The following is a 26,372-nucleotide window of genomic DNA, read 5'->3' as shown; positions in this document are numbered from 1 at the left end:
TTTCGTCTCCTGAAAAGTCCCAGATGACAAACGACCCGGTCCAGCCGGATGGTTTTGTTATGGGAGACAGGAATGCCGACGGGCCTCAAGCTTTACAACACACTTGCGCGCGAGAAGGTCGACTTCGAGCCGATCGACCCGGACAATGTGCGCATGTATGTGTGCGGCCCGACCGTTTACGATTTCGCCCATATCGGCAATGCGCGCCCGGTCATCGTCTTCGACGTCCTCTACCGGCTGCTGCGTCATATCCATGGTGAAGACAAGGTCACCTACGGGCGCAACATCACCGACGTCGACGACAAGATCAATGCGCGGGCTCTGCGTGATTTCGGGCAGCAGATCGCCGACGGCAGCCTGTCGCTGAATGCGGCGATCCGCGCCGTGACCGGCAAGACGGAAAGCCAGTTCCACGCGGATGTCGCAGCGCTCGGCTGCCTCAAGCCGACCGTCGAGCCACGCGCGACTGACAATATCGACCAGATGATCGCGATCATCCAGCGCCTTCTCGACCAGGGACATGCCTATGTGGCAACCGGCTCGGAAGGGCGAGAGGTGCTGTTTGCCACGGCTTCGATGGCCGATTACGGCCAGTTGTCGAAACGCAAGCTGGAGGACCAGCAGGCCGGTGCGCGCGTTGCCGTCGAAGCGCACAAGACAAACCCAGGCGATTTCGTGCTGTGGAAGCAATCGGCCGATACCGAACCGGGCTGGCCGGGCAATTTTACCTTCGAAGGTGAGAAGATCGCCATCCACGGCCGTCCAGGCTGGCATATCGAATGCTCGGCCATGGCCAACCGCTACCTGTGGGAAGAGATCAGAGACCGGCTGTCGCCCAAGGGCAAGGCAAGGCCGCACCAGTTCGACATCCATGGCGGTGGGCTCGACCTGATCTTTCCGCACCATGAAAACGAGATCGCCCAGTCCTGCTGCGCCTACGACACCGACATCATGGCCAATGTCTGGATGCACAACGGTTTCGTGCAGGTCGAGGGCCGCAAGATGTCGAAGTCGGAAGGCAATTTCGTTACCATCAACGAGCTGCTTGAGACGGAGACCTTCGGCGGCCGCAAATGGCCGGGCGAAGTGCTGCGGCTGGCGATGCTGATGACCCATTACCGCGAACCGATCGACTTTTCCGTCAAGCGACTGGAAGAGGCCGAGCGCCTTCTCGCCAAATGGCCCGCCGCCGAGGCAAGCGGTCTGGCTCCGTGCGAGACTGTATTGGAGGCGTTGCATGACGACCTGAACACGGTGGCCGCCGTGCAGGCACTGCATGCGCTCGCCCACGACGCAAGCGCCGATCCGGCCCTGCTGCCGCTGTTTGCCGCCAGCGCGGCCCTGCTCGGCGTATTGCCGAAAAAGGCGGAGGTCAGCGACGACCTTTCGGCCGCTGTCGATGCCCTTGTCGAGATGCGCCTGGAAATGCTGAAGGCGAAGAACTTCGCTGAAGCCGACAAGATCCGCGAAGATCTGGCCGCCCGGGGCATCCAGCTCAAGGACGGCAAGGACAAGGAGAGCGGCGAGCGCGTGACGACGTGGGAGGTGAAGCGCTGATTTGCGGAAAATCGCTTGGAGGCATATGCTGAGGCATATGCCATTGTCGGGAGTGAATTCGGATGGGTATCGAAAGACAGGTTCGCGTTTTCAAAAACGGCCGCAACCGCGCCGTTCGTATTCCCGTGGAATTTGAATTCCCGGGTGACGAAGTGATCATGCGCAAGGAAGGCGGCCGGATCATCCTCGAACCGGTGGTCAAAGCCAAGAAAGGAAATCTCATCGAGTGGCTGCGCCAGCAGCAGCCAATCGATGAGGATTTCGATTTCGACATTCAGGAACCACCGCCCCGGGATGTCGATCTATGACTCCTCTCTACATGCTTGATACGAACATCGTGTCCGACGCCATCCGCAATCCGTATGGGCGCGCGGCAGAGCGAATGGCAGCGATGGACGACGAGATGATCGCGATCAGCGCAATCGTCGCCTCGGAACTGCGCTTTGGCGCGATGAAGCGTGGTTCTGTACGACTGACAAGCCTGATTGAAACGGTTATCGGCCGGATTTCGGTTTTGCCTTACGAGAACGTGGCAAGTCATCATTTCGCGGAAATCCGATTGAACGTCGAACGTCAGGGAAAACCGGTAGGCACAACGGATCTCTTCATCGCCGCGCACGCTCGTTCGCTCGACCTGACGCTGGTCACCGCCAACACACGGGAATTTTCCCGTATTCCCGGTCTGAAGGTCGAAAACTGGCTGGAGGATATGCACGATGACTGAAGCCATCCATTCCGGCGGATGCCAGTGCGGCGCGGTGCGGTTCCGCGTGACCGGTGTGCTGAAGGACAGTTCCATCTGCCATTGCCGGATGTGCCAGAAGGCCTTTGGCGCCTATTATGCGCCGCTGGTCTCGACACGCGGGGCTGTACTCGAATGGACCCGCGGCGAGCGCAAGAGCTTCCGCTCCTCGAATTTTGCCCTTCGTGGCTTTTGCGGCGATTGCGGTACGCCGATGACCTATGAGGCGCCGGACGGGATTGCGATCGCAGCCGGCGCCTTCGACGATCCGTCGCTTTTGCCGCCCGTGGTGCAGTTCGGCATCGAGGGCAAGATCGACTTCGTCGACCACTTGCATCTGCTGCCCGGCCACACGACCGAGGAAGACGCTGTCGAGGCGCCCTTCGTGCTGGAGGTCGTATCCTATCAGCACCCGGACCGCGACACCGAGCATTGGCCGGAGGCGCCGCGATGACGAATCCGAATACGCAAATGCCGAAATGGCTGCTCTACGGACTGATCGCCAAGGGCGTGATCGTCACGGCCATCATCGCCGGCGTGGTCGTTTACGTGATGTTCAAGTGAGGAGAGCGGCATGAGCGAAATCTTTTCAGGCGGCTGCCAGTGTGGCGCCGTGCGGTTCCAGGCGGAAAAGCTCGGACGACCGTCGATCTGCCACTGCCGCATGTGCCAGAAGGCGTTCGGCAGTTTCTTCGGTGCCTTTGTCACCGCCGACCATGCCCATCTGACCTTTACGCGCGGGCAGCCGATGCTGTTTCGCTCCTCGGCGAAGGTGAAACGCGGCTTCTGCGGAAGATGTGGCACGCCGCTGACCTATCATCATGGCGAGGGCATCGAGATCGCCATCGGCGCCTTCGACAACCCGGCGAAATTCGAACCCCAGGTGCAGGTCAACCATCATCATCGCCTGCCGTGGATCGAGCACCTATTCGAGAAACCTGCCTATACGAGCCCCGCGATGGAGGAGCATTTCGCTTCGGTCGTGTCCTTCCAGCATCCCGATCATGACACATCCGCCTGGCCGCCGGAGGACGAGGCATGAACCGAGAGGTGCATTCGGGTGGCTGCCAGTGCGGTGCGATCCGCTACAAAGTGGCAGGCGAACTCGGTTATCCGCATATCTGTCATTGCCGCATGTGCCAGAAGGCGGGCGGCAACTTTTTCATGGCACTGGCCGGCACCCGCGCCGAGAACCTGCTGATGATGCGGGGCGAACCGCGCTGGTTCCGCTCGTCCGACCCGTGCGGCCGCGGCTTTTGCGACAATTGCGGTACGCCACTGCTCTTTCGCACGGTCGGCTCGCCCTATATCAGCGTGACGATTGGCAGCCTCGACAAGCCGGAGGCGGTCGTACCCGTCTCGCAGGATGGCGTGGAATCACGCCTGTCCTATTTCGACAAGCTTTTCAGCCTGCCGGAGAACCCGACAGACCGCTCCGACCTGGCGGACGGCAATGCCGCCATCAGCGCGAGCAATCATCAGCATCCCGATCATGACACCGTGGTCTGGCCGCCGAAAAGGACTGAACATGACCAATGAGTTGCGGGGCTTCTATCCGGAGATCGAACCCTTCGAGACGGGTTTCCTCGATGTCGGCGACGGCCATACGATCTACTGGGAACGCGTCGGCACCAAGGGCGCCAAGCCCGCCGTCTTCCTGCATGGCGGCCCGGGCGGCGCATCGAACCCGACCCAGCGGCGCGTCTTCGACCCGGCGCTTTATGACGTGATCCTGTTCGACCAGCGTGGCTGCGGAAAGTCGACGCCGCATGCCGGCCTCGACGCCAATACCACCTGGCACCTGGTCGCCGATATCGAGCGCCTGCGCGCCATGATCGGTGTCGAACAGTGGCTGGTCTTCGGCGGATCATGGGGATCGACGCTGGCGCTCGCCTATGCGGAAACCCATCCGGAGCGGGTTTCCGAACTGGTACTGCGCGGGATCTACACGCTGACCAAGGCGGAGCTATCCTGGTACTATCAGTTCGGGGTCTCCGAAATGTTTCCCGACAAGTGGGAACGCTTCATCGCACCGATCCCGCTTGAAGAACGCCACGACCTGATGGGCGCCTATCGCAAGTACCTGACCGGCAACGACCGCAAGAAGCAGCTCGAATGTGCGCTGGCCTGGAGCACCTGGGAAGGCGAAACGATCACGCTGCTGCCCAACCCGGACTATGCCGCCCATTTCGGCGAGGACGATTTCGCCATCGCATTTGCCCGTATCGAGAACCATTTCTTCGTGCATGGCGGCTGGGTCGAGGAAGGCCAGCTCTTGCGCGACGCCTACAAACTCAAGGACATTCCAGGTGTCATTATCCATGGCCGATACGACATGCCCTGCCCTGCCAGATATGCCTGGGCGCTTGCCAAGGCCTGGCCGAAGGCGGATTTCCACCTGATCGAGGGCGCTGGGCATGCACTTCTGGAGCCGGGCATCCTCGATCAGCTGATCCGGGCGACGGACCGGTTTGCGGGAAAGAGCGCCTAGGACAAGAATGCCCTCACCCTGCCCTTCGGCCCGCCTGCGGGGCGAAGGTGGCGACAGCCGGATGACGGGACCACGACACGGAATGCCTCGGAGGCACTGCAATGACACGCGAAAAAATCTATCTCTTCGACACGACGCTGCGGGACGGCCAGCAGACGCCCGGCATCGATTTTTCGGTCGAGGACAAGATTGCCATCGCCGCCATGCTCGATGAATTCGGCCTCGATTATGTCGAAGGCGGCTATCCGGGGGCAAACCCGACGGATACGGCCTTCTTTGCCAAAAAACGCACGAGCCGGGCCGGTTTCGTCGCCTTCGGGATGACCAAGCGGGCCGGCATTTCCGCCTCCAACGATCCAGGTCTCACCCAGCTGATCCAGGCGAAGAGCGATGCGGTCTGTCTGGTCGCCAAGAGCTGGGACTACCACGTCAAGGTCGCGCTCGGCTGCACCAACGATGAAAACCTCGAAAGCATCCGCGACAGCGTCAGGGCCGTGGTCGCGGCGGGCAAGCTCGCCATGGTCGATTGCGAGCATTTCTTCGATGGCTACAAGGCCAATCCGGCCTATGCGCTCGCCTGTGCGAAGACGGCGCATGACGCCGGTGCGCGCTGGGTGGTTCTCTGCGACACCAATGGCGGGACGCAGCCGCCGGAAATCCGCGAGATCATCGCGGCGGTGGTTGCCGCCGGCATTCCGGGCAGCGCGCTCGGCATTCACGCCCATAACGACACCGGCCAGGCCGTTGCCAATTCGCTGGCCGCGGTGGAGGCCGGTGTCCGGCAGATCCAGGGAACGCTGAACGGTATCGGCGAACGCTGCGGCAATGCCGATCTCGTGACGATCATCCCCACGCTCTGTCTCAAAGACACCTACGCGACACGCTTCGAGACATCGATCGACCGCGAGGCGCTGGTCGGCCTCAACCGTCTGTCGCGCGCCTTCGACGAGTTGCTCAACCGGTCTCCCAACCACCAGGCGCCTTACGTCGGCGCCTCGGCGTTTGCCACCAAGGCTGGCATCCACGCCTCGGCCCTGCTCAAGGATCCGAAGACCTATGAGCATGTCGAGCCTGAAAGCGTCGGCAATTTCCGCAAGGTCATGGTCTCCGACCAGGGCGGCAAGGCTAATTTCATCAACGAACTGAAGCGGCGCGGCATCCGCGTCGAGAAAGACGATCCGAAACTCGATACGCTGATCGCCATCGTCAAGGAACGCGAAGCCTCCGGCTATGCCTACGAGGGAGCGGATGCGAGTTTCGAACTGCTCGCCCAGCGCACGCTGACCAGCGTTCCGGACTTTTTCCAGGTCGAGAGCTTCCGGGTGATGGTCGAACGGCGCTTCGACAGCCATGGGCGGCTGAAGACCGTATCGGAGGCAGTGGTCAAGACGATCATCGACGGCGAAATGCTGATGTCGGTGGCCGAGGGCGACGGCCCCGTCAACGCGCTCGACATCGCGCTGCGCAAGGATCTCGGCAAGTACCAGCACGAGATCGGCGATCTGGAACTGGCGGACTACAAGGTGCGTATCCTGAACGGCGGTACCGAGGCGATCACCCGCGTCCTGATCGAATCCACCGATGATAGCGGCGCACGCTGGTGGACGGTCGGAGTGTCGGAAAATATCATCGACGCCTCCTTCCAGGCGTTGATGGACTCTGTTGTCTACAAGCTGCTGAAGAACCGGCAGATGGCAGGTCAGATCGCCGCCGAATGACGGCGGCGATCCTGCGCGATCAGGGTTGTCCGCCTGACCTCACACTTCTGCAAGCGCCGTGGCCAGCCTGCGGCGTTCACTGACCATCGAAGCGATGGCCAGCACCAGGGCCGCCAGCGGAAATCCCGCGGCCACCAGCGGCAGCGCGGCCAGGCCAGCGCCATGCTCGATCGCCAGACCACCGACCCAGGCGCCAATGGCATTGCCGAGATTGAAGGCGGCAATGTTGAAGCTCGAGGCGAGCGCCTGCCCTGCACCTTCCGCCTTCTGAAGTACCCGCATCTGCAAGGGCGCAACCGTTGCAAAACCCGCCGCGCCGACAAGGCCGACAAAGGCGATGGTCAGGTTCCTGTGTTCAAGAACCAGGGCCATGACCCCGAGCGACACCGTCAACACCGCCAGCGTCAGCAGGACCGAACGGTCGAGATTGCGATCGGCGAGTTTGCCGCCCAGAAGATTGCCGACGATCAGTCCACCGCCGAAGACCAGCAGGATCGGCGAGACCGCGGCGGCCGAAAAGCCGGTGATCTCGGTCAGGACCGGCGCGATATAGGTGAAGACGGTGAAGACGCCGGCATAACCGAGCACGGTGATCGCGAGGCCGGCGAGGACCTGCGGGCGGGCCATGGTGGCTAAGTCCGAGCGCCAGTCCTGCGCTTCGGGCTGTTTGTCGTCGCGCGGCAGGAAGACGGCAAGTACGGCAAGAGCCGCAATGCCAACGATGGCCACGGCCCAGAAGGTCGTGCGCCAGCCATATTCCTGGCCGAGCCAGGTGCCGAAAGGAACGCCGGCGATATTGGCGACCGTGAGGCCGGTGAACATCACGGCAATGGCCGATGCGCGGCGCTCCGGCGCGACCAGTCCGGTTGCAACGACGGAACCGACACCGAAAAAGGTGCCATGCGCCAGAGCCGCGAGCAGTCTGGCGGCCATCAGCGTCTCGTAATTGGGCGCCAGCGCACAGGCGATATTGCCGATGGTGAAGATGATCATCAGCGCGATCAGCACGGTCTTGCGCGGCCATCGGCCGGTCAAGGTGGTCAGGATCGGCGCGCCGAAGACGACACCGAGAGCATAGCCGGAAATCAAGAGACCGGCGGCCGCGATCGAAATGCCGAGATCGGCGCTGACATCGATCAGCAGGCCCATGATGACAAATTCCGTGACGCCGATGCCAAAGGCACCAACGGTCAGGGCATAGAGAGCAAGAGGCATGGTGTGCGTCCTTGTTGAAATGGGATGCACTGCAGATAGACAGCAAAGGATCGGTGAAATAGTCTTCGGATAAGCACAACATTCATGAATTGAATTCACATCGTGGCACGGCAGGACATCAACAGATCCGGCGAAATGGAAGTCTTTGTCCAGGTGGTGGAACAAGGCGGCTTCTCGGCGGCGGCCCGCTTCTTCCGCGTGACACCATCGGCTGTCAGCAAGCTGGTTGCACGGCTCGAGGCCCGGCTCGGCACGCGCCTTGTCAATCGATCAACGCGCAAGTTGCTGCTGACGGCGGAGGGCCGAAGTTTCTACGAACGCTCCGTGCGCATTCTGGCTGATATCGAGGAGGCCGAACGCATTGCCGCCGATCTTGACGATCCAAGAGGCCTCATCCGGATCAATACCAGTGCTGCCTACGGCACGCATGTGCTGGCACCGATACTGTCGCAATTCCTCGATCTCTATCCCGGCATCTCGGTCGAGGTGATCCAGACCGATCTTGTCGTCGACCTCCTGGCCGAGCGGGCCGATATCGCCATCCGCGCCGGTGTCATGCCCAATTCCAGCCTGGTCGCGCGCAAACTCGGCGACACACCCCTCGTCATTGTCGCGTCGCCCACCTATCTGGCGAGCCACGGCGTGCCGGAAACGGCATCAGAACTGGAGCGACACAACCGGCTGGGGTTCGGCTATGTACGGGCGCATCGCGACTGGTCCGCGCCAGAAGGCGATACGATCGTGCAGGTGCCCGTGGCCGGTCGTCTCAGTGCCAGCGACGGCGAAGCGCTCCGGCATTTCGCCATCGGCGGTGCCGGTCTTGTGCAGCTTGCCCGCTTCACCGTGACAGAAGACCTGAAGGCCGGCCGGCTGGTCACCGTACTCGATGATCCGCGCACAAGGCGCAGCGAGCCGTTCCATGCCGTCTATGTCGGCCAGGGCGGCCACCTGCCGGCGCGTATCCGGGTCATGCTCGACTTCCTCGCCGAGCATGGGCGCGTTTCCTGAGACACCAAAATAGTGGAGTTCCTACGTCTCGTCGTCTGTCCCGCAACGCTATTTCTAACAGGGCGAGTGCTCTGGGAGTGCTTCACGGCGACAGAAACAAATCTCCTCGCTGAATGTTTTCTTCAGAAAAGCTTTATACAGATATCTACTTCATATACATTTATAAAATTAGAGGATGATTTGACCCGGAGGTTGTCAATATGAGCTCTAGTTCGCTTTGGCAGGAAATTTTTATTCTACATTTTGAAGTGCGAAAGCACTTGAGCGACAAGGGCCAAACCCTGATAAACGTAATAGCGCTTCAGATCGCGGGAACGATATACCTTCTAACGAATACAGATTCTGGCAACTCATTCGATTCAGAGCTCGTTCAAGTTCTTTGTCTTATGTCATTGGCGTTAATATTTTCGGCAGCAATCCTGACGTTCTTAGGATTTCAGGCTGATAAAATTTTTGTTCCCGGCGATCCAACGGCAATTTATCAACATAAAACTTCACTAAAAAATGGATTTCCTGAAATATGGCAGGATCACTTTTCCGCCTACATTGAGGAAAACTTTGTAAAGTCATCAGAATTAATATCAGAACAAAATAAAAAAATGAGTTACTTATTTCGGAGAGCACGGCTTCTAACTTCTATTTCGCTCTTAATCACCGTTTTGTCGTTTTTTATTTTCGCCAGCACTTTGATAGACTGGTGTATTTTGACTAATGACAACTGCCCACCGACACCTGCACGGCCCGCCATAGGCTTGGATGCTGGAGCAAATTCAAGCCAACAGGCTGTACCAAAAGGTCCACCCGTCGTGGTGGTTCCATAGCCCATTTATGACTCATATCACCTCGCGTGAAAAACGCTTCACGGAAATGAATTTGCGTGCGCCAACCGGCAGGCGTAATTCCGTTTCGAAGCATAAAAAACGTCAGGAAATACCATGGCCGACCTCACCGCTCCCGCCGAGAACAAGGACAGCCTGAACGGCTTTCTCTTCGCCCTCTCCGCCTATTTCCTCTGGGGCTTCCTGCCTCTCTACATGAAGGCAGTCGGGCATATTTCTCCGACAGAAGTGATTGCCCACCGCATTCTGTGGTCTGTTCCCGTCGCCGGCCTGATCCTGCTCGCACTTCGACGCATGGACGATCTGAAACTCGCCTTCCGCAGCCCGCGCATGCTGGGCATGGCCGCCGTCACCGCCTTTCTGATCAGCATCAACTGGGGCATCTATGTCTGGGCAATCGGTGCCGGCCATGCGCTGGATACGGCGCTTGGCTATTTCATCAATCCGCTGTTTTCGGTCTTTCTCGGTGCCGTCCTGCTGAAGGAAAAGCTGAAATCCGCGCAGATCGCGGCACTTGCCCTTGTCGTTGTCGCCGTCGTCATCCTGACGGTGGATGCCGGTCGCCTGCCGATCGTGGCACTTTGCCTGACCTTGTCCTGGGGGCTCTACGCCTTCTTTCGCAAGACGCTTCCGATCGGGCCAAACCAGGGCTTCCTGCTCGAAGTGCTGCTGCTGGCGCCGTTTGCGCTGTGCTACGTCATCTATCTGGCGATGACCGGACAAGCGCATTTCGGCACCAATACCAGCGATACCGTGCTTCTGGCCTCGAGCGGCCTGGTGACCGCGATCCCGCTTATCCTTTACGCCAATGGTGCAAAGCTGCTGAAGCTATCGACCATCGGCATCATGCAATATATCGCCCCAACGATGATCTTCCTGATCGCGGTATTCATCTTCAAGGAGCCCTTCGGCACGGCGAAAATGATCGCCTTCCCGCTCATCTGGGCTGCGCTGTTCATCTATTCCTGGTCAATGCTGCGCGACTACCGCGCGCGTTGAGCCTCATTGCGGAAACAATCAATGAAAATTGCCGACATACCGTTCGGAACGACCGACTGGGCCAGCGTGGAAAAGACCGAGCACAAGGGCGAGACCGGCTCGGCGACGTGGCAGACGCGCCACTTCGGCGACATCCGGGTGCGCATCGTCAATTATACGCCCGGCTATCTGGCAGACCACTGGTGCGTGAAAGGCCATATCCTGCTCTGCCTCGAAGGCGAACTCACAACCGAGCTTGAAGACGGGCGCGTCTTCGTTCTCAAGCCGGGCATGAGCTATCAGGTTGCCGACAAGGCCGAACCGCATCGCTCATCGACTGCGGTCGGCGCAAAGCTTTTCATCGTCGACTGATACCACGCGACCCCAAGCCTCAGAGCTTGGAAATGATCGCCGATTCACCTTCGGGATTGGCGCTCATGGCCCAGCGATCGATGATCGCGGGAACGATGTCCGGCACCGCATCGATAACCAGCGGGCGGACGCGGTGCGCCGTATGGATGAAGCCGGCCGCCGACATGTGGTCTATCAGTTCCAGCATCGGCTTCCAGAAATCGTTGATATTGGCAAAGACCATCGGCTTGGCGTGCCGGCCGAGCTGGCCCCAGGTCATGATCTCGACGATCTCCTCAAGCGTGCCGATGCCGCCCGGAAGCGTTACGAAAGCATCCGATCGCTCGAACATCGCATGCTTGCGCTCGTGCATGTCCTGCGTGATAATGAGTTCGCTGAGTTGGCCGAGTGAATGGCGTGTCGCCTCCATGTCGACCAGGAATTCGGGAATGATGCCTGTGACCTGCCCGCCGGCGGACAGAACGCCCGCGGCGACGGCACCCATGATACCCTTGGTGCCACCACCATAGATCAGGCGGATGTTGTTTTCTGCAAGCGATCGGCCCAACTGGCGGCCGGCTTCCATAAAGGCGGGATCGCGTCCGGGCTGAGAGCCGCAATAAACGCAAACGGATCGAATCGTGGAGTTATGCTCTGTCATACCCACAAAAGACTATTTGCCGCCGGTCAGGTCAACAAATTTGGCTAAAAACCCTTGTGCATTCGGCCAGAATCACATGCCGCCGCTTGTCCTAGACATCGGATAACGCTAGCAATTCCAATGGATATGGCGGATTTACCGCTAGGAGACCGTTGATATGAAGAACCGCGCCCTCTGGCTGGTCCTGTTCGTCCTTGCCATCGCAACCATGCTGATGGTGTTTGTCGTGATGCCGCGCCTCAATCCGACGGATACATCGGGGCCGTCGGTCACGGCGGCTACCGATGCGGCAAAAGCAATCGCCGACCAGGCCTCTGCAACAGCCGAGACTGTCGCCGGCGACATCGCCGCGGTCGCCAGCGAGAAGATGGATCGCCTCAAGGCCGAGGCCGTCAAGGCAGTGGATGGCATCTCGACCCTGTTTGCCGACGGCCGGACACCAGGCGTTGAAGCCTATAGCGCGGCAAAGACGCTTGCCCAGGCTGCGATTACGGCGCTTGCCGCGATCGACATTCCGGACGGACTGGACGCGAAGATCGTCGAGACACTGAAGACTGCGCAGGCGGATGCGGCGAAGGCTCTGGCCATCATCCAGCAGCTGCCGGCCGATCCGGCCAAGGCGGCCGGCATGATCGGCTCGATCAAGGATGCGCTGCTCGGCAAGCCTGTCGAGACGGCAGCAGCGCCGAGCGATGCCGGATCCGCATTGCCGCGCTTTGACGTGTTGCGCGTAGAGCCGGATGGCTCGACGGTCATTGCCGGCAATGCCGCACCGGGCGCCAAGGTCGAAATCGTCAACGGCAACACGGTGATCTCATCGCTCACCGTCGATGGCACCGGCGATTTCGCCGCCGTGCTGGATAATCCGCTCGCCGCCGGTGATCATTCGCTGCAATTGCGGGCGACCGATCTGAATGGCAAGGTCGTGACTTCCGACGAGGTCGCAACGATCTCAGTGCCAGAGGGTGGCAAGGGCGAACTCTTGGCAATGGTCTCGAAGCCGGGCGAAGCAAGCAGGCTGATCACGCTTCCGGGCCAGACAGCGCCTTCGGGCAAGACCGCCACGCAGGGAAGGCTCCCGGCCGCGACCGCATCGGCGGGCAGCGCGGCAACACCTGCAGCACCGGCAGACCTGTCCGGCGCGACACCGGCAGTCGCCTCCACCGACGTTGCTTCTGCCGATCCGAGCACCGCGGCCTCACCGGTAACCGGTGCTGCAGAAGTTCAGGTCAGCGCTGTCGAAATCGAGGGTGACAGGATTTTCGTCGCCGGCAAGGCTCCGGCCGGCTCGACCGTGCGCGGTTTTGCCGACAAGACGCTGATCGGCCAGATTGCTGCTGATGCCAGCGGCAACTTTATCATCGAGGGCGAAGTGAAGCTTTCCGTCGGCAGCCACATCATCCAGGTGGAACTGCTCGATACGGCCGGCAAGGTGATCGTACGTGCTTCCGTGCCGTTCGAACGGCCTGAGGGCGAGCAGGTCTCCGTCGTGGCACAGACGCCGGGCGCCGATGATGCCGCGGCAAAGGCCGGCCCAGACCTCGCCGAGTTCGAGCGCCTGCGCATGGCTCTGACCAAGGGGCTCACCATCCTCGAAGGCCTGTTTGCCGATGGCAAGGTTCCGGTGTTGGAACAGGTCGCCGCGGCCCGATCGGCAACCGAGTTTGGCCTGCAGTCGATCATCGATTTCCGGCCGACCGCTGCCGCGCCGGCGGAACTGTCCGAGCAGGTCGCAAAGAGTGCCACCAGGGCCCGCGAAGCGCTGGCGGCATTGCGCGCGATAAAGCCCGGCGATATCAGCGGACTTGGCACAGCGCTGCCGAAGATCCTCGGCATGATCCGCGAATTGTTGGCCGTACCGCTTCCAGCTCCCGCCTTGGCGATGGATGCACCCGTCATCACCACGCCGGCAACGGCCACCGAGACCGCCACAAGCACTTCCGGCGAACCGAAGGTGATCGAGCAGGCACCTCTGGCCGAGAGCAAGTCGAGCGTGATCATCCGCCGTGGCGATACGCTGTGGCAGATCTCGCGCCGCCTCTACGGTCAGGGCGTGCGTTACACCACGATCTACCTCGCCAATGCGGAGCAGATCAGCAATCCTGATCGTATCGAGCCCGGCCAGATCTTCACGGTTCCGTCGGAGGCGCTGCCGAACGCCGAGGAAATCCACCGCAAGCGGCTTCACGACAAGGCGGTCAACTGAGCGTTCAGCGCACTCGCCTTCGCCGATCATTGCAATCGGCAGCTACAGAACTTATGTGATGCCAAGCGGCGGCCCCAAGGGGTCGCCGCTTTTTATCTGCATGCGCGATCACGGCGGGGCTCGGCCAATGGCAACGAAGAAGAAGACCGTTTCGGCGGATTCCAGCAATCCGATGGATACGCTGGTCAACCTCTGGCCCTATATGTGGCCTTCGGACCGACTGGACCTGAAGATGCGGGTCGTCTGGGCCACCGTCTTCCTGGTGATCTCGAAATTCGTACTGATCCTGGTGCCCTACTTCTTCAAATGGGCGACCGATGCACTGAACGGCAAGCTCGACATGGTCGGGCTACTGCCAACCTTCCTCTTGGGCGCGGTCGTGCTGGTTGTCCTCTACAATCTGACCCGCATCGCCCAGGTCGGGCTCAACCAGCTGCGTGACGCGCTGTTTGCCAGCGTTGGCCAGTATGCCGTGCGCCAGCTTGCCTACCGTACCTTCGTGCATATGCACCAGCTGTCGCTGCGCTTCCACCTCGAGCGCAAGACCGGCGGCCTGTCGCGGATCATCGAACGCGGCACCAAGGGCATCGAAACCATTGTCCGCTTTACCATCCTGAATTCCATTCCGACGCTGATCGAATTCCTGCTGACGGCTGCCATCTTCTGGTGGAGCTACGGCTTCTCCTATCTGGCCATTACTGCTTTCACCGTCTGGGCCTATATTTGGTTCACTATTCGGGCCAGCGACTGGCGCATCGGCATCCGCCGGGCGATGAACGACAGCGACACCGATGCCAATACCAAGGCGATCGATTCTCTGCTGAACTTCGAGACGGTCAAATATTTCGGCAACGAAGAGATGGAAGCCAAGCGCTTCGACCAGTCGATGGAGCGTTACGAAAAGTCCGCGACCCAGGTCTGGACTTCGCTCGGCTGGCTGAACTTCGGCCAGGGTGTGATCTTCGGCGTCGGCACTGCCGTCATCATGGTGATGTCAGCACTGGCGGTGCAGAGCGGCCAGCAGACGATCGGCGACTTCGTCTTCGTCAACGCGCTTTTGATGCAATTGTCCTTCCCGCTCAATTTCATCGGCTTCGTCTACCGCGAAATCCGCCAGGGCCTGACCGATATCGAGCAGATGTTCGATCTTCTCGAAGTCGAGGCGGAAGTCGTCGACAAGCCGGATGCCACGGCGCTTTCCGTCGGCCAGGGTGCGATCGCGTTCAACGATGTGCATTTCCACTACGATCCCGAACGCCCCATCCTCAAGGGCATTTCCTTCGAGGTTCCGGCAGGCAAGACCGTCGCCGTGGTCGGCCCGTCCGGGGCGGGCAAGTCCACGATCTCGCGCCTGCTCTACCGTTTCTACGACGTGCAGCAGGGTTCAATCACCATCGATGGCCAGGATGTGCGCGACGTGACGCAGAAATCGCTGCGCAGCGCCATCGGCATGGTGCCGCAGGACACCGTGCTGTTTAACGACACGATTGCCTACAATGTCCGCTACGGCCGGCCCGACGCCAGCGACGCCGACATCGAACAGGCAACTGAAATCGCCCAGATCGGCCGCTTCATCAAGGAACTGCCGGATGGATACGGCACCATGGTGGGTGAGCGCGGCCTGAAGCTGTCGGGTGGCGAAAAGCAGCGCGTGGCGATTGCCCGCACCGTGTTGAAGGCCCCACCGATCCTGATCCTCGACGAGGCGACCTCGGCGCTCGACACCACAACCGAACATGAGATCCAGTCGGCGCTCGACATCGTGTCGAAAAACCGGACGACGCTGGTCATCGCGCATCGGCTGTCGACGGTCGTCGGCGCCGACGAGATCATCGTGCTCAAGGGCGGCGAAATTGCCGAACGCGGAAGCCACAGCGATCTTTTGTCGCAAAACGGTCTCTATGCCTCGATGTGGAACCGTCAGAGGGAAGCAACACAGGCCGAGGAACACCTGCGCCAGGTGCGCGAAAGCGACGAACTGGGTGTGGTCGTACGGCGCCCGCCGGCCATCTGAGCAAAGCGGGAAACCGCCCGAGACCGCCCCTATCTGGCGCGGCTCAGGCGGTTTCGACCATGGTGCTTGGCGTGATAGAGTGCTGCATCGGCGCGGCGCAGGGCTCGGTCGATATTTTCGGCCGCCGGATCAAAGGCCGCCATGCCGACACTGATCGTACCCGCAAGCCCGACCGCGGTCCGAATCTGGCAATACTGGCTTATCTCGGTGCGCATCGCCTGCAGGATTTCTTCTGCCCGGGCAGCAGCCGCGCCGAAAAAGAAGACGAAGAATTCCTCGCCACCAGCACGCGCCACGATCACGCCTTCGGTCTCGTGCGTGCGCAGGATATCAACGATCGAGCACAGCGTGATGTCACCTTCGGCATGGCCGAACTCGTCGTTGATCGACTTGAAATTATCGACATCGATAGCCGCGACACACAGCGTATCGCCGTGGGCGACCGCGTCGCTGATTGCCTGGTCGGCAAGTTCAAAGAACTTTCGGCGATTGTAGGCATCCGTCAGCGGATCACGCTCTGCGGCGTTCATCAGCCGTGCCTCGAGACGTTTGCGCTCAGTGATATCGATCATGACGCCGGCAATTCCGCAGGGCTTGCCATGTTCATCGGAGACCAGTGCCTTGTGCAACATGACGTAGCGTTGATCGTCGTCATGCAGGCAGACATCGGTCTCATAGCACATCAAGCCACCGAGCTCGCGAAGACGGGCGTCGGACGTTTCGTGCTTTTCGGCCGTTTCCGCCGGGGCGAGTTCCTCCAGACGGTGGCCTATGACCTCTTCGCGCGGGCGGCTCAAAAGGTTGGCAAAGGCCGTATTGCAGGCCTGATACCAGCCATTGATGTTTTTCAGGTAGATCGGCGTCGGCAGATGGTCGAGTGCATCCTGCAGGATGTCCAATTGCGCTTTCAGATCGCGACGCTTCGTCTCGGCGCCATGCGATCGCTCAAAATGGCGCTTGGCGCGCGCGAGACAGGCAAACATTGCCACGCACCCTTCCAGCACATGGACGTCGTCAGCGCCTTCCGCATAAAGCTGCTGCTGGCGGGCGAGGCTCACCGGCAACTGTGACACGGCGATGATATAGATGTCCTGCCCGTGAAGCGCACGGATTTGGCCAGGACCAGGTCCCGTGGTATCGGGACGGACCGGCAGAAGCAGAACCGCATGCGCCTCCACGGTCCGGATATCGTGTATGATTATCGGTGCGACATCCAGCTCTGGCGGTACGGGTTCGCCATCGGCGGCATACCAGTAAAGGCCACTCAGGGTCTCGGTTGATGCGTCCGAAAGCTCAGGTCTTCTGGCTAAATTCAACAATTTCATCCATGTCATTCAACGCGCCTGGCGACGACGCGCATGCATTTCATATCTTCGCCTCCCCTTTTTTAGGGAGCAATTATTGATAGATTGTCGCTATAGTTCATAAACACCCCGATTTATTTTGGGCCGATGCCAAATGCCGCAGGCGGCCTTTTGATGGGCTGATTGGCCCGTCAGCATTGCCCGCGCCCCGCTTTCGCGGTACTCAGCGAGCGAACTTTATCAAGAGACTGAGGATTCCATGGATTTGCTCGAAACCATCCGCAAGACGATCGTGCCCGTGCACAAGGAGGGCTATCCCTTCGTCGCGGCATTCTTCGTCGGCTCGCTGGTCCTTGGCTGGCTGTGGAACCCGCTCTTCTGGGTCGGTCTGGTACTGACACTCTGGTGCGCCTACTTCTTCCGTGATCCCGAACGCGTGACGCCACAGGATGATGATCTGGTCATCAGCCCGGCAGATGGTCGGGTGTCGTCTGTCCAGATGTCGGTGCCGCCGGAAGAGCTTCAGCTGGGCTCCGAACCGCTGTTGCGGATCACCATCTTCATGAATGTGTTCAACTGCCATGTGAACCGCGCACCGGTGCGTGGACGGGTAACGAACATTGCATACAAGGAAGGCAGCTTCCTGAATGCCGAGCTGGACAAGGCAAGCGTCGAGAACGAACGCAATGGACTGGTGATCGAGACGGTTCACGGCAATATCGGCGTCGTGCAGATCGCCGGCCTCGTCGCGCGTCGCATCGTCTGCTGGACCAACCCGAACGAACCGCTGGATGCCGGCGAGCGCTTCGGCCTCATTCGTTTCGGATCGCGCCTCGACGTCTTCCTGCCTGCCGGCGCCGAGCCGCGGGTATCGCTTGGACAGACAGCAATTGCCGGTGAAACCGTCATTGCCGAATTCGGTTCGGCCAAGGGTCCGGTCGTCAGCCGCCGCAGCTAAGGGACGCGCCGATGGAAACGTCAGACCAGACATCCGGCAACCAGGGAGCGGCGCCCGCTCCGGGCTTGTCCCATCAGTCGGACAACAGTGCCCGTGGCCCAAGGCTTCGGGAAATCCCCCTGCGATTGGTCGTGCCGAACCTGATCACGGTGCTGGCCATCTGCGCCGGACTGACCGGCATCCGGCTGGCGTTTGAAAACCGCTACGAACTGGCCGTCGCGATGGTGCTTGCAGCCGCCTTCCTCGACGGCATCGACGGGCGCATCGCCCGGATGATGAAGGCGACGTCGAAATTCGGCGCGCAGATGGATTCGCTGGCCGACATCATCAATTTCGGCGTGGCCCCTGCCCTTGTGCTTTATGTCTTCGTGCTCGACCAGGCCCGTTCGCTCGGCTGGATCGCGGCGCTGATCTACGCGATCGCGGCCGGGCTTCGACTGGCGCGTTTCAACGTCATGTCAGAGCGCGAAACCAAGGCCCCCTGGCAATCGGAGTTCTTCGTCGGCGTGCCGGCACCGGGCGGTGCCCTTTTGGTCCTTCTGCCGGTCTATCTCGGCTTCCTCGGCGTCGCACCCGTTGGTCTCTTCGCCTATGCCAGCACCGCCTATACGATCATCATCGCCTACCTGCTGGTCAGCCGCCTACCGGTCTGGTCGGGCAAATCCGGCTTCGGCCATATCCGCCGTGACCTGGTCTTCCCGATGATCCTCGGCGTGGTGCTGTACGTCGCCCTCTTGATGAGCTTCACCTGGGAAGTCCTTGTCGTCACGGTGATTCTCTATCTCTGCTCGCTGCCCTTCGGCGCACGCAGCTGGCACCGCCGCTATGGCACGCTGACGATTGGCGAGGAAACAGCCGAAAAAGGTCTGAGTGAGATCGATCGGGGCGTTTGAGCCCCGTTTCCAGCGTTTTCGGGGAAAACCACGGCTAAAATCGCGCGTTTTTCCGAGCAAAGCTCGCTGATTGTATCCTTTTTGTTTAAATTTGATTTGTGTCGGCGCTTCGGTCACGCTTTTGTCATGATCTCCGCAGAGAGAGCGAAAAAACAAACACTGCGGTCAGGAAACATTCAGAGGAACATGACAATGACAGCCCAGAACGAAGCCGAGCAGCAAAAGCCGGCGAACCAGAATCTGGTTTCGAACTACCAGCCGATCGGCCTCAAGGCCGTTATCGCTGCAGCGCTGATGCTGAAGCGCAAGCCGGCCCCAAAAGTCGCCTAAGCGGCCCCCGTTTTCCTGATCAAAACAGGCTCATCTGCCCGCCATCGGATTTCTTCGAGGCGGGCTTTTGCAGTTCAAAGCGCGGCGTTACCGGCGTCTGCAGATCAGGGCCGAGATTGGCGACCTTGTTGACCAGATCCGAGACGGCGATCGCTTCGAACAGATCTTCGTCAGCCGGCTTCATCAGGTCAGCCACTTCGCGCGGTTCCTGACTGAGGCAATCGAGCCAACGGGTGAAATCCTGCCGCGCGATCACCACCGGCATCCGGTCGTGGACCGGACTGATCGTCTGATTCGCGGCAACCGTCAGTATGCAGCCGGTGTCGATTTCCGAACCATCCTTGGAAAGATAGGTTTCCATCAATCCGGCAAAGGCGACGATGCCGCCCTGTTTCGGACGTATCCAGTAGGCCTGCGATTTCTCGCCGCTTTCCTTCGATGGCCTATGCCATTCGTAGAAGCCGGATGCAGGGATCAGCACACGTCGATGGCGCATGGCGGCCCTGAAAGAAGGCTTGTCGATCGCGGTCTCGGAGCGGGCATTGAGCAGAAGGGTGAATTCGCCCGGATCCTTGACCCAGCCAGGAATGAGGCCCCAGCGGACCAGCAGCGCCTTTCGGTCCGGCGCGTTGCTGCCGCGTTCGCCAGGCGGAGCGGGCTCGACAATCAATATCGGCTGAGTCGGGGCGATGTTGTAACGCGCAGGAAAGTCCTCGACCTCCATCAGGCCGAAATGTTCGATCAGTTCTTCGGCTGTCGCCATCAATGCGTATCGTCCACACATCGGCATGTCATCGCACCCTGTATTGGACCGGTCAAGGCGCAGCAGAGCTTGCAGCCGCCGGCAAAAGCCGCGATAGTTTGCGCCATCACTGCTTCGCTTTTTTCGATCGCCGCCGCGTCTGCCTGACATCTGGAGTATGCCTGTCCATGAGCCAAGCTCGTCTTGCCTCCTCAGCGATTGTCGAACGGTCCGGGCGCTTCCTGCTCGTGCGCCGGGGCAATCCGCCGGCAGCCAATCTGTTCGCCTTTCCGGGTGGCCGTGCCGAGCCCGGCGAGACACCGGCGGAAACGGCGTTGCGCGAACTTCAGGAAGAGACCGGCGTGATCGGGCGCAATCCGCAGCTGTTCGAAACAGTAGAACTGCTGCCTGAGCCGGGCGTTGCCGGCAGTCACTATCTGCTCTCGGTCTTTCGCGTCGAGGCTGACGACACCTGTGTCGCCAAGGCGGAAAGCGACGCGGTCGAGGCCGGCTGGTTCCTGCCCGCCGAAATCTTCGAACTCCCCGTTCCGCCGAGCGTGCGTGAGTGCGTGGCGCGGCTGGTCGCCCTTCGCGACATGTCGGAAGCCTGATCCATGGCGCTGAACAACATCGCCAGCAAGGCCCTTTGGCCAGCCATGGCCGCGGTTGTGGCAACTGCGGTCGTCGCTGCGCCATCGAGCCCGGCGTTTGCGCAATACACGATCGAGGACATTATTCGAAACGCGCCGGATCCGGAAAAACCCACCCCCTATGACAGCAGGCTCGGGCGGCTTTCGGAAGTCGTCGGCGCCGTGCATTACCTGCGTAATCTGTGCAACAAGCAGAGCGAGCCGGAATGGCGGGATGCGATCCAGGCGCTGATCGAAGTCGAGACGAAAGACGAGCCGAAACGGCGGGCACGGCTGACAGCTGCCTATAACAGAGGCTACCGTTCCTTCGCCTCGGTTTACACCTCTTGCACTGCCGCTGCGGTTCGGGCAGAGGAGAACTACCGTAACGAAGGCGCAACACTCGCCACAGAAATTACCGCCCGCTATGGAAATTAACGATTAATTCACCTCTTTTGTCTGTGGCCCGTGTCGTTTTGGCAAAAGGCTGATAGTGTTGTTAATGACTGAGTAAGATTGTGCTTCGAGGAATGCCCATGGAACCGCGCCGCAACGAGATCGACGAAATGATCGTTCACGAAAAGATGCAGGCCGCGCTGGAATACCAGAATGAAGCCTGGGCCGATGGCATGGCAGACGGTATCGAGCCGGAAATCATCGCGGACGCCGCGTTTGCGCTGGCCATGCGCGAGACCATTCGCATTCACGGGGAACATGGCGCAGAAGCCATTCTCGACGCACTGAAGGACCGGCTGCTCGCCGGCGAGTTTTCCCCCGAACGCCGGGTTCAGTGATACTTAATCAGGGATGCATCATGACGTTCGCTTCGCGGGTCCGGCTTCTTTGCCTGACGAGCGCCTTGACCGTTTTCGCGGCAACTGGCGCGACGATTTTCTCTGTATTTCCTGCGTTCGCGCTCTCCGACATCAAGGACATCACCCCGCCAGCCGCCGACAAGGCTGCGCCGGACCCGGCTGAACCAGAGATCGACGATGAAGGGGAAGAACTGCTGCCGGAAGATGCATCGCCCGCCATTCCGGACCCCGATCCGCTGATCAAACCGGCAGACCAGCAGGATACGGCTGCGCCTGAGCCCGACGCTGCGCCGGTAGAGATCATCTACGACATCGAGAAGGCGCCAGAACCCGTGCGCCGCATGCGCCAGTTGATCATTGATGCTGCGACTTCCGGCGATATATCCCGCCTGCGCCCGCTGATGAATCCGGGTCCGGACCAGACCCAGGTGCAGCTCGAAGGGAGCGACAAGGACCCCATCGACACATTGAAGTCGCTGTCGGGCGATCCCGAGGGCATGGAGATCCTTGCGATCCTTCTCGACATCCTGTCGACCGGCTTCGTGCATCTCGACAAGGGCACGCCGGATGAAGCCTATGTCTGGCCCTACTTCACCGGCAAGCAACTGGGGCAGCTGACACCGGTCGAAAAAGTCGAATTGCTGCGAATCGTGACCGCCGGCGATGTCGCCGAAATGCAGGAATACGGCAACTACAACTTCTTCCGGGCCGGCATCACCCCGGACGGTCGCTGGAAATTCTTCACCGCAGGCGATTGATTGACCATGGTCAAACTGTGGGCTGTGACGGAGGCTGCTTGTCGTTTAGACTTGCAGCTCTTAACTCTTCCGGCATCGAACTCATCGCGGTGACATATCATGCCTTCAGCTTTCCTGCCCGACCGCGCCTTCATCCGGATCAGCGGTCCGGATGCCGAGCCCTTTCTTCAAAACCTGATCACCACGGACCTTGCCGCCCTCGAGCCGGGTGTCGCGCTGCCCGGCGCGCTCCTGACGCCGCAGGGAAAGATCCTCTTCGACTTCCTGATCTGGCGTGACGCCGATAATCTGGTGATCGACAGCCGGGCCGATCAGCAGGATGCGCTGATCCGTCGGCTTACAATGTACAAGCTGCGTGCACCTGTCGCGATCGAAGCTTTCGGCGAGAATGGCGCAACCGTGACCTGGGGCGCGGATACCGTGGATGCAGCCGGCGTTTCCGACCACCGCTTTGCCCTGGCAGGTGTAGAGGTTCGCCGCACTGCAGGCCGGCTCGGAGAAACCGGCCCCGCCGGTGCCTATGATGCCCTGCGCATCCTGAGCGGCGTCATTGAATCAGGCAGCGACTATGTCCTGCAGGATGCCTTTCCGCATGACGTGCTGCTCGACAAATCCGGCGGCGTCTCGTTCAAGAAGGGCTGTTACGTTGGCCAGGAAGTGGTGTCGCGCATGCATCACCGCTCGACGGCGCGCCGCCGCGCGGTGATTGTTGCGGGCGACGGTCCCCTGCCGCAAACGGGCAGCGACGTGACGGCCGATGGCAAGGTGATCGGCACGCTCGGCACCGTTGCCGGACAACGCGGACTGGCGATCCTGCGCATCGACAAGGCCGGTGAGGCCATGGCCAGGGGTGTGGCGATTCTTGCCGGGCAGACACCGATCACCGTCACCCTGCCCGCATGGACCGCGCTGACATTTCCGAGCAGCGCGGAGGAGAGCTGAGCATGGCGCTTGCCGATACCGTTTCGGGACGTGCCTGGCAGCGGATGCTTTCGGGGCGCCGCCTAGACCTCCTCGATCCTTCGCCGCTCGACGTGGAAATCTCCGACATTGCCCATGGCCTCGCCCGCGTCGCCCGCTGGAACGGCCAGACTTCGGGCGATCACGCCTTTTCAGTCGCCCAGCACAGCCTGATCGTCGAGGATATCTTTCGTCGCTCGAACCCCAAGGCGACATTGGACGATCTGCTGGTCGCCCTGCTGCATGACGCGCCGGAATATGTCATCGGCGACATGATCTCGCCGTTCAAGGCCGTGGTCGGCGGCGGCTACAAGGTTGTCGAGAAGCGGCTCGAAGGCGCCATCCATCTGCGTTTCGGTCTTCCGGCGCATCCTAAGACTGCACTGAAGGATCAGATCAAGAAGGCCGACATTGTCTGCGCCTATTTCGAGGCGACCGTGCTTGCCGGCTTCTCCGAGGCCGAGGCGCGCAAGTATTTCGGGCAGCCGCGCGGCTTTACCCGTGACATGCTGGCGATCGACCCCTTGCCCGCTTTCCAGGCCCAGGCGAAATTCCTGGAGCGCTTCGAGGCACTGGAGGCGCAACGCGCATCTGTCGGCATGGTGGCGAAATGAGCCTGATCGTCGTTTCGCCGCTCTCGCGCATCGCGGAAACGGCCGTTCGCCACAAGGCGCGCGAAATGATCAGCCTCTTGGCGGTCAATCAGGATTTCCACCGGCCGGCCGTGATCCGTGCCGACAGGCACCTGAAACTCGGCGTCAATGACATCACGGTTGCCGGCACCGGCGACCTGATCGCGCCGCAGGCGGCGCATGTCGGTCAGATCATCGACTTTGCCCGGTCCTGGGATCGTCAGGCACCGCTGATCGTGCATTGCTGGATGGGCGTGTCGCGCTCGCCGGCCGCAGCCCTGATCGCGAGCCTTGCAGTCGCCCCGGAGGACGATGATGAGAATCTGGCCAACAGATTGCGCGCGGCCTCGCCCTTTGCCACGCCGAACATGCTGCTGATCGAGATCGGCGACGAGATGCTCGACCGGGGCGGCCGATTGATCGCCGCAGTCAAGGCGATCGGGCGCGGCGCCGATGCGGACGGCAATACGCCTTTTGTCTTGCCTTTGCCGATGCGCGAAACCATCAGCCGATGAGCGCTGCGGCCGAGATCGAGATCGGGCTCAATGCGGCTATCGTCGCGATGGCAGGGCGCAGCCCGCGTCTGCTGGTCGTCGGCGAACACCACAATGCACTGGAAGGCCTGCCGTTTGGGCCTTTTGATCCGACCCGGCACCGGACCATGGAAATGTCGCTGCGCCACACGGTCGAGGCCCAGACTGCACTCGATCTCGGCTATATCGAGCAACTCTACACTTTCGGCGATCGCGGGCGGCACAAGATGCCGGGCGATCGCGGGCCGCATGTCGTCTCGGTCGGCTATCTGGCCCTGACCCGCATGGAGACGGAGCGGGCTGCGCGACTGGAGGCGTCCGGGGCAAAATGGCGCGACTGGTATGGCTATCTGCCCTGGGAGGACTGGCGCCAGGGCCGTCCCGTGGTTCTGGATCAGGTCATTCTGCCGGCCCTCCAGCACTGGGCTGAAGACCCCGTGCATGCTACCGCCGGCGGACCATCGATCGCGCGGCGGGCCCGTCTGAAGCTTGCCTTCGGGCTCGATGACTTCCCCTTCGATGAAGAGCGCGTGCTGGAGCGCTATGAACTGCTCTACGAGGCAGGCATGCTGGACGAGACCGTTCTGGACGGTCGCGTGGCGGACCGACGGATCGCCAGCGCGCTCGGCATACCGATGCGCCATGACCACCGGAGGATCGCGGCCACGGCGCTGGCGCGGCTGCGCGGCAAGATCAAGTATCGGCCGGTGGTCTTCGAACTGATGCCGCCGGAATTCACCCTGACCGACCTGCAGGCGACCGTCGAGGCGATTTCGGGCCGACATCTGCACAAGCAGAACTTTCGTCGGCTCGTCGAGGGCGCCGAACTGGTCGAACCGACCGGCTCAACGCAATCCGCAACCGGTGGACGGCCCGCTGCGCTCTTTCGCTTCCGGCGCCAGATTCTCGAAGAAAGACCGGCACCTGGTCTCAAGCTCGGCGGTCGCGCTGGAGGCTGACCGCAGGCCACCCCCACTCGACCTAACGTTCTGAAAGCAACGATATGACGTGATGGTCGAGATCGGCAGTGTTTGCCGATGACATCCTTCATCGCCCTGTGATGGCGGAGGACTTGCCCTGTCCGACCGTGGACGTGCCGCCCTTGTCGAGCAGGTGGGTGGCAGTTCAACCAATCTCACCCGATGGTACTGGACAAATGCTTTCGATCCTGGCCCGGGTCGCGCGCGATGACCAAGACGTTCAGGGTCTCCTTCGACGGGAACGGAAACTCCATTCCGTTCCCGCAGCTGACGCATAACGGCTTCGTTCCGTCCGTCAGCCTCCCTCGGCAATCCAAAGACGCAGAGGCGAAGACGGCCTGAATACCGGACTGCCGCCACAGCCCGGCATTGGCTATCAGGCCGGATCGATTTCCGACGAAACGTCGGCATTCTCTCGGTAGGCGTCGATCACCCTCTGCATCTCGTCGAGAACGTCGAGAAGACTGATCGTCGAGCCGTCATCGCCGGATTGCGCATCTGCTACCGGCGGCGCAGCCATTGGCGGTCCGCTGACCTCAAAAGCCTCAACGAACTGAGCCTCGGTCAGAGAGCCCAGGCCCTCGCGGTCGGCGGCAGAAAACAGGCTGATCGCCTCTTCCTCGCTCATGTCAGCAGGCCGTCCAGTGACGAATTCCTCCTGCGTCACCGTGCCATCGGCGTCTGCATCAATGGTGGCAAAGAGGTCGCGTGCATGCTCGCTCGGCTGGTGATTACCTTCCGCCTGGCCGGCACGGCTCTCGAGCAGCATGGTGATCAGGCTGCTGGTTAGTTGGGAGGCCATGCCGGTCGCCGCATTTTCGCTCTCGACCGTCGGATCCTGCGTTCGGGAAGGCTTGGCCGCTTCGAGTTCCTCGGCGCTGACGACACCGTCGCCATTCGTATCGAGGCTGGAAATAGAGAGAGTTGAGCCAGCGGTTCCGCTGCCCGACATAGATGTAATACTCGTCATACAAACCTCCTTATGAAAAGGGCTTCGATGTTTGTATCCGCAGTACGCAAAAACAAAATCTGAGAACGATTTCGGGCTAGGAGATTCG

Annotated in this window: 30 protein-coding genes; 25 read left to right on the top strand and 5 right to left on the bottom strand. The window is 60.8% G+C overall.

Annotated features, from left to right (window positions below):
- Positions 1-72 precede the first annotated feature (72 nt).
- From cysS to cimA, 8 genes are all read left to right on the top strand, one after another.
- On the top strand, positions 73-1,557 hold the full coding sequence (cysS, locus tag IM739_RS09520; RefSeq protein ID WP_237370915.1) for a cysteine--tRNA ligase: 1,485 nt from the start codon (positions 73-75) through the stop codon (positions 1,555-1,557).
- A 62-nt stretch (positions 1,558-1,619) separates the two neighbouring features.
- Complete coding sequence (locus tag IM739_RS09515; RefSeq protein WP_237370914.1) at positions 1,620-1,865, top strand: antitoxin; 246 nt, start codon at positions 1,620-1,622, stop codon at positions 1,863-1,865.
- Between the two features lie 11 nt (positions 1,866-1,876).
- A complete protein-coding gene (locus IM739_RS09510; protein ID WP_442981109.1) occupies positions 1,877-2,281 on the top strand; it encodes a type II toxin-antitoxin system VapC family toxin in 405 nt (134 codons plus the stop codon).
- Positions 2,274-2,753, top strand: a complete 480-nt coding sequence (locus tag IM739_RS09505; protein ID WP_237370912.1) for a GFA family protein — start codon at positions 2,274-2,276, stop codon at positions 2,751-2,753. The genes IM739_RS09510 and IM739_RS09505 overlap by 8 nt, the downstream gene beginning before the upstream one ends.
- A 120-nt stretch (positions 2,754-2,873) precedes the next feature.
- The gene (locus tag IM739_RS09500) at positions 2,874-3,341 is read left to right on the top strand and encodes a GFA family protein (protein ID WP_237370911.1); all 468 of its coding nucleotides are present in this window, start codon (positions 2,874-2,876) and stop codon (positions 3,339-3,341) included.
- Positions 3,338-3,838, top strand: a complete 501-nt coding sequence (locus IM739_RS09495; RefSeq protein ID WP_237370910.1) for a GFA family protein — start codon at positions 3,338-3,340, stop codon at positions 3,836-3,838. Before IM739_RS09500 ends, IM739_RS09495 begins: the two co-directional genes overlap by 4 nt.
- A complete protein-coding gene (pip, locus tag IM739_RS09490) occupies positions 3,828-4,790 on the top strand; it encodes a prolyl aminopeptidase (RefSeq protein WP_237370909.1) in 963 nt (320 codons plus the stop codon). Before IM739_RS09495 ends, pip begins: the two co-directional genes overlap by 11 nt.
- Before the next feature lie 101 nt (positions 4,791-4,891).
- Positions 4,892-6,508: a citramalate synthase gene (gene cimA / locus IM739_RS09485; protein WP_237370908.1), complete on the top strand. Its 1,617-nt coding sequence runs from the start codon at positions 4,892-4,894 to the stop codon at positions 6,506-6,508.
- A gap of 39 nt (positions 6,509-6,547) precedes the next feature.
- Here the strand turns inward: cimA and IM739_RS09480 are convergent, their stop codons facing one another.
- Positions 6,548-7,723: an MFS transporter gene (locus IM739_RS09480; protein ID WP_237370907.1), complete on the bottom strand. Its 1,176-nt coding sequence runs from the start codon at positions 7,721-7,723 to the stop codon at positions 6,548-6,550.
- Positions 7,724-7,825: 102 nt separating this feature from the next.
- Between IM739_RS09480 and IM739_RS09475 the strand changes: the two genes are divergently transcribed.
- The 4 genes from IM739_RS09475 (at position 7,826) to IM739_RS09460 (ending at position 10,920) form a co-directional block, all read left to right on the top strand.
- Positions 7,826-8,731, top strand: coding sequence for a LysR family transcriptional regulator (locus IM739_RS09475; RefSeq protein ID WP_237370906.1), 906 nt, complete (start codon positions 7,826-7,828; stop codon positions 8,729-8,731).
- A 200-nt stretch (positions 8,732-8,931) separates the two neighbouring features.
- Positions 8,932-9,552, top strand: a complete 621-nt coding sequence (locus IM739_RS09470; RefSeq protein ID WP_237370905.1) for a hypothetical protein — start codon at positions 8,932-8,934, stop codon at positions 9,550-9,552.
- Between the two features lie 114 nt (positions 9,553-9,666).
- A complete protein-coding gene (gene rarD, locus IM739_RS09465; protein WP_237370904.1) occupies positions 9,667-10,569 on the top strand; it encodes an EamA family transporter RarD in 903 nt (300 codons plus the stop codon).
- A gap of 21 nt (positions 10,570-10,590) precedes the next feature.
- Entirely contained in the window at positions 10,591-10,920 is a 330-nt protein-coding gene (locus tag IM739_RS09460; RefSeq protein ID WP_237370903.1) for a DHCW motif cupin fold protein, read from the top strand.
- Between the two features lie 19 nt (positions 10,921-10,939).
- On the opposite strand, the gene IM739_RS09455 is transcribed toward IM739_RS09460, so the two are convergent.
- Positions 10,940-11,560 (bottom strand): TIGR00730 family Rossman fold protein, encoded by a 621-nt coding sequence (locus tag IM739_RS09455; protein WP_237370902.1) that lies wholly within the window; start codon positions 11,558-11,560, stop codon positions 10,940-10,942.
- Between the two features lie 157 nt (positions 11,561-11,717).
- Here IM739_RS09455 and IM739_RS09450 point away from each other — a divergent pair, with 157 nt between their 5' ends.
- A complete protein-coding gene (locus tag IM739_RS09450) occupies positions 11,718-13,766 on the top strand; it encodes a LysM peptidoglycan-binding domain-containing protein (RefSeq protein WP_237370901.1) in 2,049 nt (682 codons plus the stop codon).
- A gap of 127 nt (positions 13,767-13,893) precedes the next feature.
- Complete coding sequence (locus IM739_RS09445; RefSeq protein WP_237370900.1) at positions 13,894-15,780, top strand: ABCB family ABC transporter ATP-binding protein/permease; 1,887 nt, start codon at positions 13,894-13,896, stop codon at positions 15,778-15,780.
- Between the two features lie 29 nt (positions 15,781-15,809).
- On the opposite strand, the gene IM739_RS09440 is transcribed toward IM739_RS09445, so the two are convergent.
- Positions 15,810-17,096 (bottom strand): GGDEF domain-containing protein, encoded by a 1,287-nt coding sequence (locus tag IM739_RS09440; RefSeq protein ID WP_237370899.1) that lies wholly within the window; start codon positions 17,094-17,096, stop codon positions 15,810-15,812.
- 247 nt (positions 17,097-17,343) lie between these two features.
- Here IM739_RS09440 and IM739_RS09435 point away from each other — a divergent pair, with 247 nt between their 5' ends.
- The 3 genes from IM739_RS09435 (at position 17,344) to IM739_RS09425 (ending at position 19,265) form a co-directional block, all read left to right on the top strand.
- Positions 17,344-18,042 carry a phosphatidylserine decarboxylase gene (locus IM739_RS09435; RefSeq protein WP_237370898.1) on the top strand — a complete coding sequence of 233 codons (699 nt, stop codon included), beginning with the start codon at positions 17,344-17,346 and terminating at the stop codon, positions 18,040-18,042.
- An 11-nt stretch (positions 18,043-18,053) separates the two neighbouring features.
- Positions 18,054-18,935, top strand: a complete 882-nt coding sequence (locus tag IM739_RS09430) for a CDP-alcohol phosphatidyltransferase family protein (RefSeq protein ID WP_237370897.1) — start codon at positions 18,054-18,056, stop codon at positions 18,933-18,935.
- 192 nt (positions 18,936-19,127) lie between these two features.
- Complete coding sequence (locus IM739_RS09425) at positions 19,128-19,265, top strand: hypothetical protein (RefSeq protein ID WP_007600259.1); 138 nt, start codon at positions 19,128-19,130, stop codon at positions 19,263-19,265.
- Between the two features lie 19 nt (positions 19,266-19,284).
- On the opposite strand, the gene IM739_RS09420 is transcribed toward IM739_RS09425, so the two are convergent.
- Positions 19,285-20,049 carry an SOS response-associated peptidase gene (locus tag IM739_RS09420; RefSeq protein ID WP_237371024.1) on the bottom strand — a complete coding sequence of 255 codons (765 nt, stop codon included), beginning with the start codon at positions 20,047-20,049 and terminating at the stop codon, positions 19,285-19,287.
- A 146-nt stretch (positions 20,050-20,195) separates the two neighbouring features.
- Here IM739_RS09420 and IM739_RS09415 point away from each other — a divergent pair, with 146 nt between their 5' ends.
- The 8 genes from IM739_RS09415 to IM739_RS09380 all read left to right on the top strand — a co-directional run bounded on the left by IM739_RS09415 (position 20,196) and on the right by IM739_RS09380 (position 25,293).
- Entirely contained in the window at positions 20,196-20,618 is a 423-nt protein-coding gene (locus IM739_RS09415) for an NUDIX hydrolase (protein WP_237370896.1), read from the top strand.
- A gap of 3 nt (positions 20,619-20,621) precedes the next feature.
- On the top strand, positions 20,622-21,074 hold the full coding sequence (locus tag IM739_RS09410; RefSeq protein WP_237370895.1) for a TIGR02301 family protein: 453 nt from the start codon (positions 20,622-20,624) through the stop codon (positions 21,072-21,074).
- A gap of 98 nt (positions 21,075-21,172) precedes the next feature.
- Positions 21,173-21,430 (top strand): hypothetical protein, encoded by a 258-nt coding sequence (locus IM739_RS09405; RefSeq protein ID WP_007600255.1) that lies wholly within the window; start codon positions 21,173-21,175, stop codon positions 21,428-21,430.
- Positions 21,431-21,450: 20 nt separating this feature from the next.
- On the top strand, positions 21,451-22,209 hold the full coding sequence (locus IM739_RS09400; RefSeq protein ID WP_237370894.1) for a hypothetical protein: 759 nt from the start codon (positions 21,451-21,453) through the stop codon (positions 22,207-22,209).
- A gap of 99 nt (positions 22,210-22,308) precedes the next feature.
- A complete protein-coding gene (ygfZ, locus tag IM739_RS09395) occupies positions 22,309-23,151 on the top strand; it encodes a CAF17-like 4Fe-4S cluster assembly/insertion protein YgfZ (protein WP_237370893.1) in 843 nt (280 codons plus the stop codon).
- Positions 23,152-23,153: 2 nt separating this feature from the next.
- Entirely contained in the window at positions 23,154-23,783 is a 630-nt protein-coding gene (locus IM739_RS09390) for an HD family hydrolase (RefSeq protein ID WP_237370892.1), read from the top strand.
- Positions 23,780-24,316 (top strand): tyrosine phosphatase family protein, encoded by a 537-nt coding sequence (locus IM739_RS09385; RefSeq protein ID WP_237370891.1) that lies wholly within the window; start codon positions 23,780-23,782, stop codon positions 24,314-24,316. The genes IM739_RS09390 and IM739_RS09385 overlap by 4 nt, the downstream gene beginning before the upstream one ends.
- Positions 24,313-25,293, top strand: a complete 981-nt coding sequence (locus tag IM739_RS09380) for an NUDIX hydrolase (protein WP_237370890.1) — start codon at positions 24,313-24,315, stop codon at positions 25,291-25,293. The genes IM739_RS09385 and IM739_RS09380 overlap by 4 nt, the downstream gene beginning before the upstream one ends.
- A 397-nt stretch (positions 25,294-25,690) precedes the next feature.
- Here the strand turns inward: IM739_RS09380 and IM739_RS09375 are convergent, their stop codons facing one another.
- Entirely contained in the window at positions 25,691-26,284 is a 594-nt protein-coding gene (locus IM739_RS09375; RefSeq protein WP_237370889.1) for an EF-hand domain-containing protein, read from the bottom strand.
- Positions 26,285-26,372 lie beyond the last annotated feature (88 nt).

Source organism: Rhizobium sp. SL42 (assembly GCF_021729845.1).
Classification (GTDB): domain Bacteria; phylum Pseudomonadota; class Alphaproteobacteria; order Rhizobiales; family Rhizobiaceae; genus Allorhizobium.
Note: the sequence above shows the minus strand (reverse complement) of the source record. Positions and strands in the feature narration are given on the sequence as shown.

Coding starts and splice junctions, on each gene's coding strand:
- IM739_RS09500 (WP_237370911.1), top strand. CDS start 2,874: ATGAGCGAAATCTTTTCAGGCGGCTGCCAGTGTGGCGCCGTGCGGTTC.
- IM739_RS09450 (WP_237370901.1), top strand. CDS start 11,718: ATGAAGAACCGCGCCCTCTGGCTGGTCCTGTTCGTCCTTGCCATCGCA.
- IM739_RS09425 (WP_007600259.1), top strand. CDS start 19,128: ATGACAGCCCAGAACGAAGCCGAGCAGCAAAAGCCGGCGAACCAGAAT.
- rarD (WP_237370904.1), top strand. CDS start 9,667: ATGGCCGACCTCACCGCTCCCGCCGAGAACAAGGACAGCCTGAACGGC.
- IM739_RS09435 (WP_237370898.1), top strand. CDS start 17,344: ATGGATTTGCTCGAAACCATCCGCAAGACGATCGTGCCCGTGCACAAG.
- IM739_RS09385 (WP_237370891.1), top strand. CDS start 23,780: ATGAGCCTGATCGTCGTTTCGCCGCTCTCGCGCATCGCGGAAACGGCC.
- IM739_RS09505 (WP_237370912.1), top strand. CDS start 2,274: ATGACTGAAGCCATCCATTCCGGCGGATGCCAGTGCGGCGCGGTGCGG.
- IM739_RS09405 (WP_007600255.1), top strand. CDS start 21,173: ATGGAACCGCGCCGCAACGAGATCGACGAAATGATCGTTCACGAAAAG.
- cimA (WP_237370908.1), top strand. CDS start 4,892: ATGACACGCGAAAAAATCTATCTCTTCGACACGACGCTGCGGGACGGC.
- IM739_RS09380 (WP_237370890.1), top strand. CDS start 24,313: ATGAGCGCTGCGGCCGAGATCGAGATCGGGCTCAATGCGGCTATCGTC.
- IM739_RS09480 (WP_237370907.1), bottom strand. CDS start 7,723: ATGCCTCTTGCTCTCTATGCCCTGACCGTTGGTGCCTTTGGCATCGGC.
- IM739_RS09390 (WP_237370892.1), top strand. CDS start 23,154: ATGGCGCTTGCCGATACCGTTTCGGGACGTGCCTGGCAGCGGATGCTT.
- IM739_RS09445 (WP_237370900.1), top strand. CDS start 13,894: ATGGCAACGAAGAAGAAGACCGTTTCGGCGGATTCCAGCAATCCGATG.
- IM739_RS09460 (WP_237370903.1), top strand. CDS start 10,591: ATGAAAATTGCCGACATACCGTTCGGAACGACCGACTGGGCCAGCGTG.
- IM739_RS09375 (WP_237370889.1), bottom strand. CDS start 26,284: ATGACGAGTATTACATCTATGTCGGGCAGCGGAACCGCTGGCTCAACT.
- IM739_RS09410 (WP_237370895.1), top strand. CDS start 20,622: ATGGCGCTGAACAACATCGCCAGCAAGGCCCTTTGGCCAGCCATGGCC.
- IM739_RS09430 (WP_237370897.1), top strand. CDS start 18,054: ATGGAAACGTCAGACCAGACATCCGGCAACCAGGGAGCGGCGCCCGCT.
- IM739_RS09415 (WP_237370896.1), top strand. CDS start 20,196: ATGAGCCAAGCTCGTCTTGCCTCCTCAGCGATTGTCGAACGGTCCGGG.
- IM739_RS09400 (WP_237370894.1), top strand. CDS start 21,451: ATGACGTTCGCTTCGCGGGTCCGGCTTCTTTGCCTGACGAGCGCCTTG.
- IM739_RS09495 (WP_237370910.1), top strand. CDS start 3,338: ATGAACCGAGAGGTGCATTCGGGTGGCTGCCAGTGCGGTGCGATCCGC.
- IM739_RS09455 (WP_237370902.1), bottom strand. CDS start 11,560: ATGACAGAGCATAACTCCACGATTCGATCCGTTTGCGTTTATTGCGGC.
- IM739_RS09420 (WP_237371024.1), bottom strand. CDS start 20,049: ATGTGTGGACGATACGCATTGATGGCGACAGCCGAAGAACTGATCGAA.
- ygfZ (WP_237370893.1), top strand. CDS start 22,309: ATGCCTTCAGCTTTCCTGCCCGACCGCGCCTTCATCCGGATCAGCGGT.
- pip (WP_237370909.1), top strand. CDS start 3,828: ATGACCAATGAGTTGCGGGGCTTCTATCCGGAGATCGAACCCTTCGAG.
- IM739_RS09515 (WP_237370914.1), top strand. CDS start 1,620: ATGGGTATCGAAAGACAGGTTCGCGTTTTCAAAAACGGCCGCAACCGC.
- cysS (WP_237370915.1), top strand. CDS start 73: ATGCCGACGGGCCTCAAGCTTTACAACACACTTGCGCGCGAGAAGGTC.
- IM739_RS09470 (WP_237370905.1), top strand. CDS start 8,932: ATGAGCTCTAGTTCGCTTTGGCAGGAAATTTTTATTCTACATTTTGAA.
- IM739_RS09510 (WP_442981109.1), top strand. CDS start 1,877: ATGCTTGATACGAACATCGTGTCCGACGCCATCCGCAATCCGTATGGG.